Annotated in this window: 11 protein-coding genes; all 11 read left to right on the top strand. The window is 65.0% G+C overall.

What is annotated here, in order from left to right; all coding sequences use genetic code 11:
- On the top strand, nucleotides 1–1,650 hold a 1,650-nt coding region (locus tag ACESL9_RS15655; protein WP_372675133.1), incomplete at its 5' end, for an acetyl/propionyl/methylcrotonyl-CoA carboxylase subunit alpha.
- Between the two features lie 84 nt (nucleotides 1,651–1,734).
- Nucleotides 1,735–2,403: a glutathione S-transferase family protein gene (locus ACESL9_RS15650; RefSeq protein WP_372609922.1), complete on the top strand. Its 669-nt coding sequence runs from the start codon at nucleotides 1,735–1,737 to the stop codon at nucleotides 2,401–2,403.
- A 60-nt stretch (nucleotides 2,404–2,463) separates the two neighbouring features.
- Nucleotides 2,464–3,327: a hydroxymethylglutaryl-CoA lyase gene (locus ACESL9_RS15645; RefSeq protein WP_372609924.1), complete on the top strand. Its 864-nt coding sequence runs from the start codon at nucleotides 2,464–2,466 to the stop codon at nucleotides 3,325–3,327.
- The gene (locus ACESL9_RS15640; RefSeq protein ID WP_372609926.1) at nucleotides 3,320–4,111 is read left to right on the top strand and encodes a crotonase/enoyl-CoA hydratase family protein; all 792 of its coding nucleotides are present in this window, start codon (nucleotides 3,320–3,322) and stop codon (nucleotides 4,109–4,111) included. The genes ACESL9_RS15645 and ACESL9_RS15640 overlap by 8 nt, the downstream gene beginning before the upstream one ends.
- 421 nt (nucleotides 4,112–4,532) lie before the next feature.
- The gene (locus ACESL9_RS15635; RefSeq protein WP_372609928.1) at nucleotides 4,533–4,898 is read left to right on the top strand and encodes an NADH-quinone oxidoreductase subunit A; all 366 of its coding nucleotides are present in this window, start codon (nucleotides 4,533–4,535) and stop codon (nucleotides 4,896–4,898) included.
- On the top strand, nucleotides 4,895–5,419 hold the full coding sequence (locus ACESL9_RS15630) for a NuoB/complex I 20 kDa subunit family protein (protein ID WP_372610077.1): 525 nt from the start codon (nucleotides 4,895–4,897) through the stop codon (nucleotides 5,417–5,419). The genes ACESL9_RS15635 and ACESL9_RS15630 overlap by 4 nt, the downstream gene beginning before the upstream one ends.
- A 51-nt stretch (nucleotides 5,420–5,470) precedes the next feature.
- A complete protein-coding gene (locus ACESL9_RS15625; protein WP_372609930.1) occupies nucleotides 5,471–6,082 on the top strand; it encodes an NADH-quinone oxidoreductase subunit C in 612 nt (203 codons plus the stop codon).
- Complete coding sequence (locus tag ACESL9_RS15620) at nucleotides 6,079–6,285, top strand: hypothetical protein (protein ID WP_372609932.1); 207 nt, start codon at nucleotides 6,079–6,081, stop codon at nucleotides 6,283–6,285. Before ACESL9_RS15625 ends, ACESL9_RS15620 begins: the two co-directional genes overlap by 4 nt.
- A complete protein-coding gene (locus ACESL9_RS15615; protein ID WP_372609934.1) occupies nucleotides 6,282–7,505 on the top strand; it encodes an NADH-quinone oxidoreductase subunit D in 1,224 nt (407 codons plus the stop codon). The genes ACESL9_RS15620 and ACESL9_RS15615 overlap by 4 nt, the downstream gene beginning before the upstream one ends.
- Nucleotides 7,502–7,786 carry a hypothetical protein gene (locus ACESL9_RS15610; protein WP_372609936.1) on the top strand — a complete coding sequence of 95 codons (285 nt, stop codon included), beginning with the start codon at nucleotides 7,502–7,504 and terminating at the stop codon, nucleotides 7,784–7,786. Before ACESL9_RS15615 ends, ACESL9_RS15610 begins: the two co-directional genes overlap by 4 nt.
- A complete protein-coding gene (gene nuoE, locus ACESL9_RS15605; RefSeq protein ID WP_372609938.1) occupies nucleotides 7,786–8,862 on the top strand; it encodes an NADH-quinone oxidoreductase subunit NuoE in 1,077 nt (358 codons plus the stop codon). The genes ACESL9_RS15610 and nuoE overlap by 1 nt, the downstream gene beginning before the upstream one ends.
- Nucleotides 8,863–8,983: the final 121 nt, after the last annotated feature.

Raw genomic sequence — 8,983 nt, 5'->3', positions numbered from 1 at the left:
CTCATCTTCATCGGGCCGTCGGCCGAGGCGATCGACGCGATGGGCCTCAAGGACGCGGCCAAGGCGCTGATGGAGGAGGCCGGCGTGCCGGTGGTGCCGGGCTATCACGGCGAGAACCAGGACCCCGAGCACCTTTCGGGCGCGGCGGATGCGATCGGCTATCCGGTGCTGATCAAGGCGGTGGCGGGTGGCGGCGGCAAGGGGATGCGCCTTGTCGAGACGCCAGGCGATTTCATGGATGCACTGGCCAGCGCGCAGAGCGAGGCGAGAACGGCCTTTGGCAACGCGGCTGTGCTGATCGAGAAATTCGTCGAGAAGCCGCGCCATATCGAGGTGCAGGTTTTCGGCGACGGCACGCGCGCGGTGCATCTCTTCGAGCGCGATTGCTCGCTGCAGCGGCGGCATCAGAAGGTGATCGAGGAGGCCCCGGCGCCGGGCATGACAGAAGAGATGCGGAGTGCCATGGGCCGGGCGGCGGTGCGCGCCGCGGAGGCGATCGGCTACAAGGGGGCGGGGACGGTCGAGTTCATCGTCGATGGCAGTCACGGGCTGCGCACGGACGGGTTCTGGTTCATGGAGATGAACACCCGCTTGCAGGTGGAACACCCGGTGACCGAGGCGATCACCGGCGTCGATCTCGTGGAATGGCAGTTGCGCGTGGCGGCGGGCGAGCCCTTGCCCGCACGGCAGGAGGATCTGCGCATCACCGGACACGCCTTCGAGGCGCGGCTTTATGCCGAAGATGTGCCCAAGGGTTTCCTGCCCGCGACCGGGGTTCTGTCGCACCTGCAATTCCCGCCGCAGGCGCGGGCCGACAGCGGCGTGCGTGCGGGCGATGCGATATCGCCCTTTTATGACCCGATGATTGCCAAGCTGATCACCCATGGGGCGACACGCGAGATCGCGTTGAAACGCATGGCGCAGGCGCTGCGCGAGACGCAGGTGGCCGGGACGGTGACGAACCTTGCATTCCTCGGCGCGCTATGTGGGCACGAGGAATTTTCCGGGGGCGATGTCGATACCGGGTTGATCGGGCGCGACCTCGACCGGCTGATCGCGGCGGATGCTCCGGCGCCACGGGTGGTGGCGCAGGCGGCGATGGCGGCGCTGGGGCTGATGGCGGCGCCGGATTGGGCGCGGGGCTTCGCGCTCTGGACACCCGCGCCGCGTCATGTGGCCCTGGCGCAGGGCGAGACGGAAGAGCAGGTCGCCGTGATCGTGGAGGGGCCGGATGCCGTGCGGATTCGGGTGGACGAGGCCGAGATCATGGCCGAATGGCGCGATGGCTGGTATCTTGACGGCAGGCCCGCCGCGCCCTGGGCCGAAGCCGGGGGACAGGTCACGGTGTTCGACGGCTATGGCCAGGGTTACCGCGTGATCGACCCGTTGGAGCGCGCGGCGGCGGCAGGCGCGGGAGCGGGCGTGATCGAGGCGCCGATGCCGGGGCTCGTGAAGGCGATCTTTGCCGAGGCGGGGCAGGCGGTGCAGGCCGGTGATCGGCTTGCCGTTCTCGAGGCGATGAAGATGGAACATGCGCTGTTGGCGGCGCGCGACGGGGTGGTGGCCGAGGTGATGGTCGAGGCCGGGGCACAGGTCGAGGCAGGCGCGGCGCTGATCCGGCTGGAGGAGAACGAGGAGGCGGCGGCCTGAAGGGCCAAGGGTCTCTTTCTTGGGAAAAATTCTCATGGCGCCCGGCCAAGCCAACGGGCAGGGTTGGGACAAGGGGACGGGATCATGCAAGAGCCGATCAGATTGCACAGCGTCGCGGGTAGCCGGTCGTTCCGGGTGCTCTGGCTGCTTTACGAGATGGGGCTGGAGCCGGAAGTGATCAGCTATGATATCGCCGGGGGCGATCTGCGGGGCCCCGAATTCCTCGGGCTGAGCCCGGCGGGGCGTGTGCCGGTTCTGGAGATCGACGGGCAGGTGCTTTTCGAGAGCGGGGCGATCACCGAATACCTGTGCGAAACCCGGCCGGAAAAGGGGCTGGCGCCCATGCCGGGCGAGGCGGAGCGCGCGCAATACCTCACCTGGCTGCATTATGCCGAAACCATCGGTGTACTGATCCAGAACCTCAACCTGCAACAGGTTTTCCTGCCCGACCCGGCGATGCGTTCGCCCACGGTGATCGGGATCGAGGTCAAGCGGCTGGCGGTCTCGCTCAAGCCGCTGGAGCGGGTGTTGGGGGAGCAGGAGTATCTGCTCAGGCGCGGGTTCTCGGCCGCCGATACGATGATGGGATTCACACTGGAAAGCGCGCGGCATTACGTGCGGTTCGAGCGGTTTTCCCGTCTCAGCGCCTACAAGGCGCGGATCGAGGCGCGTCCGGCCTACCAGAGGGCGCTGGAGGCCGAGGGGTTGCAGCAGTTCTATGACCGGGAGTTCTACGAGGTGCCCGAGGGGTGAGCCGCGCCGGGCGACGCCTCCGGCGGGAGTACTTGGGGCAAGATGAAGGACGGGGCGCAGATGGTTGAACGCGTTGAGATTTTCGAGATGGGTCCGCGGGACGGGTTGCAGAACGAAAAGCGGCTGATCCCGACGGTTGAAAAGATCGCGCTGGTCGATTGCCTGAGCGGGGCGGGGTTTCGGCGGATCGAGGTGGCGTCATTCGTGAGCCCGAAATGGGTTCCACAGATGGCCGATTCGGCGGAGGTGCTGGCCGGAATCGCGCGCGCGCCGGGTGTGCGCTATGCGGCGCTGACGCCGAACATGCGCGGATTCGAAGGGGCGGTGGCGGCGCGGGCCGACGAGGTGGCGATCTTCGGATCGGCCTCGGAAGGGTTCAGCCGGGCCAATATCAACGCGAGCATTGCCGAGAGCCTTGAACGGTTCGCCCCGATCATGGAGGCGGCGCGGGACGTGGGCATGCCGGTGCGGGGCTATATTTCCTGCGTCACCGATTGCCCCTATGACGGGAAGACCCCGCCCGGAGAGGTTGCGCGCGTGGCGGAAATTCTATGGAAAATGGGGGTTTACGAGATCAGCCTGGGTGACACGATCGGGCAGGGCACGCCCGGGAGCATCGACGCGATGCTGGGCGCGGTGCTGGACGTGGTGCCGGCCGGCAAGCTGGCCGGGCATTACCATGACACCGCCGGGCGGGCGCTGGCGAATATCGAGGTGTCGCTGGCGCGTGGCGTGCGGGTGTTCGACGCGGCGGTGGGCGGTCTGGGCGGATGCCCCTATGCACCGGGGGCGGCGGGGAACGTGGCGAGCGAGGCGGTGCATGACCGGCTGGTGGCGCTTGGCTACGAGACCGGGCTGGACCGGGGGAAATTGGAACAGGCGGCCGAAATGGCACGCCAGATGAGGATTGAACGCGATGTATGAGACGCTTGCAATCGAGCGCGACGGGCGGGGCGTCGCCACGCTCTGGCTTGACCGGGCGGACAAGCACAACGCCATGTCGGGCGCGATGATCGAGGAATTGTCAAGTGCTGCCAAGGTGTTGGACGAGGATGCGCAGGTGCGTGTCGTGGTGCTGGCGGCGCGGGGGAAGAGCTTTTGCGCGGGGGGCGACCTGCGCTGGATGCAGGCGCAGATGGAGGCCACGCCCGAGCAGCGGCGGGCCGAGGCGCGCAAGCTCGCGATGGCGCTATATGCGCTCAACACCCTGTCGAAACCCCTGATCGCGCGGGTGCAGGGCAATGCGTTCGGCGGCGGGATCGGGATGATGTCGGTGGCCGATGTGGCGATCGGGGCGGAGGGCGCCAAGTTCGGGCTGACCGAGGTCAAACTGGGCCTCATTCCGGCGACGATCAGCCCCTATGTCCTGGCCCGGATGGGCGAGACCCACGCCCGCAAGGTGTTCATGTCGTCCCGCGTATTCGATGCGCAAGAGGCCGATAAACTTGATCTATTGTCGCGTGTCGTGCCCGAGGACGCGCTTGACGCGGCGGTTGAGGCCGAGGTGCGGCCCTATCTTGCGGCGGCCCCCGGGGCGGTGGCGGAGTCAAAGCGCCTGGCGCGGATGCTGGGGTCTGCGATCACGCCCGAGATCATCGACGCGACCATCGAACGGCTGGTGCGGACATGGGAAGGCGAGGAGGCCCGCGCGGGCATCGAAGCCTTCTTTGCCAAGCGCCCGGCGCCCTGGGTGGTTGACGGATCGTAATCGCGGCGCGCCGGGGGGTTAACCAAGGCTTTTCGGCGAAAAATCGGGGGTGACATCCGGCTGCCGCCCGGCTGCCACCCGGCTTCGGGGGGCGGGTTCGGGCCCTGGCGGGTTAAAGGGGTTAACGCGGGGTTTGGTGCGGGCCCGAGTCGGACAGCACCGCGGGTTTAAAAACACGTTTTTGAGACCCATCTTATGGGGGTGGACCGCGCTTGGGGCCATATTGCGATGCTGCGCTGCCGCGAGGCCCTTGTTTTGCTGGGCTTGTGTGCAATCGCATACCGGATGGGGATGAAATCTGCGCAAACCCGAATATGTCCTGGCGTCGGTTGACCCTGACCGGGGGCGGGAGTAGATCAGGGATTGAGTTTTGCAGCCACTTTGGCACGTGCGTTTGCCGTGCCCCGAAAGGAGCCAAGCTGTGGAAGAGATGCTCAGGGAATACCTGCCTGTCCTCATATTGCTGGGAATAGCCATCGCGTTGGGGATCGTGCTGATCCTTGCGGCGCTGGTTCTGGCGGTGCGCAATCCCGATCCCGAGAAATTGAGTGCCTATGAATGCGGATTCAACGCGTTTGACGATGCGCGGATGAAATTCGACGTGCGCTTCTATCTCGTGTCGATCCTGTTCATCATCTTCGACCTGGAGATCGCGATGCTGTTTCCCTGGGCCGTGGCCTTCAAGGATGTGAGCGATGTCGGATTCTGGTCGATGATGATCTTCCTGGCGGTCCTGACCGTAGGGTTTGCATATGAATGGAAGAAGGGGGCGCTTGAATGGTCATGACCGGAGCCAACACGGCGGGCGCGGATCGCGATGTTGCGACGCAATCGCTGAACGCCGAATTGCAGGACAAGGGTTTCCTGCTGACCACGACCGAGGATATCATCAACTGGGCGCGCACCGGTAGCCTGCACTGGATGACGTTCGGGCTGGCCTGCTGCGCGGTCGAGATGATGCACACGTCGATGCCGCGCTATGACCTTGAACGGTTCGGCACCGCGCCGCGCGCCAGCCCGCGCCAGTCGGACCTGATGATCGTGGCGGGGACGCTCACGAACAAGATGGCCCCGGCATTGCGCAAGGTCTATGACCAGATGCCCGAGCCGCGTTACGTGATCAGCATGGGAAGCTGCGCCAATGGCGGCGGCTATTATCACTACAGCTATTCGGTGGTGCGCGGATGCGATCGGATCGTGCCGGTCGATATCTACGTGCCGGGGTGTCCACCGACCGCCGAGGCGCTGCTTTACGGGATCATGCAGCTGTCGCGCAAGATCCGCCGGACCGGAACGATCATGCGCTGAGGCGCACAGCATCAGGCCGCGCCGGCCGGGTGCGGGAAGGATTGAGAAACGATGAGTGAAGCACTGGAAGAATTGGGCGCGCATGTCGAGGCGAAGCGTCCAGATTGCGTGCTGGGCCGGGCGATCGCCCATGGCGAACTGACGCTGGACGTGGCCCCGTCCAACATCGCGGGGCTGGTCGAGTTCCTGCGCAACGACGGCAACTGCCGGTTCGGAACGCTGATCGACATCACGGCGGTGGACCATCCGGAGCGGGCGCGACGGTTCGACGTGGTCTACCATTTCCTGAGCATGCAGCAGAACCAGCGGATCCGGCTGCGCCTGAGCATTCGCGAGGACGAGATCGTGCCGTCGATCACCGATGTTCATCCCAGCGCCAACTGGTTCGAGCGCGAGGTGTTCGACATGTTCGGCATTCTGTTCTCGGGACATCCCGACCTGCGTCGCATCCTGACCGATTACGGGTTCCGCGGCTATCCGCTGCGCAAGGATTTCCCGACCACGGGCTATGTCGAACTGCGCTATGACGAGGCGCAAAAGCGGGTGGTCTATGAGCCGGTCGAGCTGGTGCAGGAATATCGCCAGTTCGATTTCCTGAGCCCGTGGGAAGGTGCGCAATACATCCTTCCGGGCGACGAGAAGAGCGAGGAGGCCAAGAAATGATGGGCGCAGGCAACGGCATGGGCGGTATGGGCCTGATCTGGTTCATCGTCTTCGCGGCATTGGTGGTGATCCCGTTCTGGCGGTTGCTGCCGCGGTTCGGCATTCCGAACTGGGTGTCGCTCGTGGCGGTCATTCCGCTGGGGGCGCTGATCCTGCTGTGGGTCATGGCATTCAAGGACAAGATCGGCGGAGGGCGCGGATGATGGACGGCTCCAAAGGGTTCGACGACGCGCTGACGGGCGAGCAGAAGATCCGCAATTTCAACATCAATTTCGGCCCGCAGCACCCGGCGGCGCACGGGGTGTTGCGGCTGGTGCTGGAGCTTGACGGCGAGGTGGTGGAGCGCTGCGATCCGCATATCGGGCTTTTGCATCGCGGGACCGAGAAGCTCATGGAGAGCCGGACCTATCTGCAGAACCTGCCGTATTTCGACCGGCTCGACTACGTGGGCACGATGAACCAGGAACATGCCTGGTGCCTGGCGATCGAGAAGCTGACCGGGGTGGAGGTGCCGCGCCGGGCCAGCCTGATCCGTGTGCTTTACTGCGAGATCGGGCGCATCCTGAACCATATCCTCAACATCACCACGCAGGCGCTGGACGTGGGCGCTCTGACCCCGCCGGTCTGGGGCTTCGAAGAGCGCGAGAAGCTGATGGTGTTCTATGAGCGGGCCTGTGGCGCGCGGCTGCACGCGGCCTATTTCCGGCCTGGCGGCGTGCATCAGGATCTGCCGCCCGAGTTGATCGACGATATCGACGAATGGGCCGAGGGTTTCCACAAGTTCGTCGACGATATCAATGAATTGCTGACCGAGAACCGGATCTTCAAGCAGCGCAACGTGGATATCGGCGTGATCACCGAACAGGATGTCTATGATTACGCGATGTCGGGCGTGATGGCGCGCTCGGTCGGGCTGGCCTGGGACCTGCGCCGGGCGCAGCCCTATGAATGTTACGACGAGTTCGATTTCCAGATCCCCGTGGGCAAGAACGGCGATTGCTATGACCGCTACCTGATGCGGGTCGAGGAGATGCGGCAGTCGATCCACATCATGCGCCAGGCCTGTGCCAAGCTGCGTGAACCGGACGGGCAGGGCGATATCCTGACGCGTGGCAAGATCACGCCGCCCAAGCGTGGCGAGATGAAGACGTCGATGGAGGCGCTCATCCATCACTTCAAGCTTTACACCGAGGGGTTCCGGGTGCCCGCGGGCGAGGTTTACGCGGCGGTCGAGGCGCCAAAGGGCGAGTTCGGCGTCTACCTGGTCAGCGACGGGACCAACCGGCCCTATCGCGCCAAGATCCGCGCGCCGGGCTATCCGCATCTCCAGGCGATGGATCACATATCGACCGGCCATCAGCTGGCCGATATCGCGGCGATCATCGGCTCGCTGGACGTGGTGTTCGGGGAGATCGACAGGTGAAGAAACTTGCATTCGTGATGCTGGGCGTTTCGCTCCTGTCCGGCTGTCTTGCGATCCCGCCCCAGGACGTGTCGCCCGAGATGCGCGACGATTACCTCGACGCGGTGGCCAGTGTCGGCTGTGTGCTGCGCGAGGAGAAACATTACCTTCCGGTCGAGTTGCAGGCCGGTCTGACACGTGAGCAGGTGATCGCCTTGACCCAATATCACCTTGCCAAGGGGACGGCCGAGACGCTGCCCGACGATCAGGGTGTGAAACTGATGACAGGAGCTTGTGCCTGATGCTGCGCCGCCTTCATTTCGAGCAACCCGAGAGCTTTGCCTTCACCCCGGAGAACCGGGCCTGGGCCGAGAAGCAGGTCACCAAGTATCCCGAGGGTCGCCAGGCCAGCGCTGTCATCCCGCTCTTGTGGCGGGCGCAGGAGCAGGAGGGGTGGCTGTCGAAGCCGGCGATCGAGCATGTCGCCGACATGCTGGGCATGGATTACATCCGCGCGCTGGAGGTGGCGAGCTTCTATTTCATGTTCCAGTTGCAGCCGGTCGGCAGCGTCGCGCATTTCCAGGTCTGCGGCACGACGCCCTGCATGTTGTGCGGGTCCGAGGCGCTGGTCGAGGTTCTTCAGCAGAAGGTGGCGGCCAATCCGCACGAGGTGTCGGCGGATGGCAAGTTTTCTTGGGAAGAGGTCGAATGCCTTGGCGCCTGTTCGAATGCGCCGATGGCGCAGATCGGCAAGGATTACTACGAGGACCTGACGCCCGAGCGCCTGTCGGAGATCATCGACACGCTGGGCGCGGGCGAGGTGCCGGTGCCGGGGCCGCAGAACGGGCGCTATGCCTCGGAGCCTGCATCGGGTCTCACCTCCTTGACAGAGTACGAGAGCGGACGGCCGCAGCACAATGCCAGCGTCGCGCGGGCGATGGAGCTGGGCGACAGTGTCAAGCGCATCGACGGCAGCGAAGTGCCGCTTCGTACGCCGTGGCTTGACGCCTGGGCGCGCGGCAAGGGTGGCACGTCTGCCAACACGCCTCAAGCCCCGGCGAAAGCTGCCGGGCCCAAGGCCAAGAAATCACCCGAGGCGGCGCCGGCCGAGGCAGCGGTTGCGGAGAAGGAACCCGAGACGTTGAGCGCACCGCGCGCGGGCGGGGCCGACGATCTAAAGCGCATCGGCGGGGTCGGGCCCAAGCTGGAAAAGCTGTTGAACGAGATGGGGTTCTGGCATTTCGACCAGATCGCCGGCTGGACCGAGGCCGAGGTGGCCTGGGTCGATGCGCGGCTTAAATTCAAGGGCCGTATCGCGCGGGACAACTGGATAGAACAGGCGCGCAGCCTGGCAGGGGGCGGCAAGGCAGGCAAGTGACGAGTATGTGGGCAGTGTGACAACGTCCAAACGGGTAAGGGGATGAAACCATGACGGAAGATTCAGGACTGGTAACCTGCGGCTGGGTCAGCCCTAAACCTTCCCCTTTGGAAGCTCCGGC

This window comes from Aquicoccus sp. (assembly GCF_041686535.1).
Lineage (GTDB): Bacteria > Pseudomonadota > Alphaproteobacteria > Rhodobacterales > Rhodobacteraceae > Aquicoccus.
The sequence above is the reverse complement of the archived record's forward strand: the minus strand, read 5'-3'. Positions and strand labels throughout refer to the sequence as shown.

Bases quoted from the DNA above. Each gene is read 5' to 3' on its own strand.
- ACESL9_RS15650 (WP_372609922.1), top strand. From the start codon at position 1,735: ATGCAAGAGCCGATCAGATTGCACAGCGTCGCGGGTAGCCGGTCGTTC.
- ACESL9_RS15645 (WP_372609924.1), top strand. From the start codon at position 2,464: ATGGTTGAACGCGTTGAGATTTTCGAGATGGGTCCGCGGGACGGGTTG.
- ACESL9_RS15640 (WP_372609926.1), top strand. From the start codon at position 3,320: ATGTATGAGACGCTTGCAATCGAGCGCGACGGGCGGGGCGTCGCCACG.
- ACESL9_RS15630 (WP_372610077.1), top strand. From the start codon at position 4,895: ATGACCGGAGCCAACACGGCGGGCGCGGATCGCGATGTTGCGACGCAA.
- ACESL9_RS15625 (WP_372609930.1), top strand. From the start codon at position 5,471: ATGAGTGAAGCACTGGAAGAATTGGGCGCGCATGTCGAGGCGAAGCGT.
- ACESL9_RS15620 (WP_372609932.1), top strand. From the start codon at position 6,079: ATGATGGGCGCAGGCAACGGCATGGGCGGTATGGGCCTGATCTGGTTC.
- ACESL9_RS15615 (WP_372609934.1), top strand. From the start codon at position 6,282: ATGATGGACGGCTCCAAAGGGTTCGACGACGCGCTGACGGGCGAGCAG.
- nuoE (WP_372609938.1), top strand. From the start codon at position 7,786: ATGCTGCGCCGCCTTCATTTCGAGCAACCCGAGAGCTTTGCCTTCACC.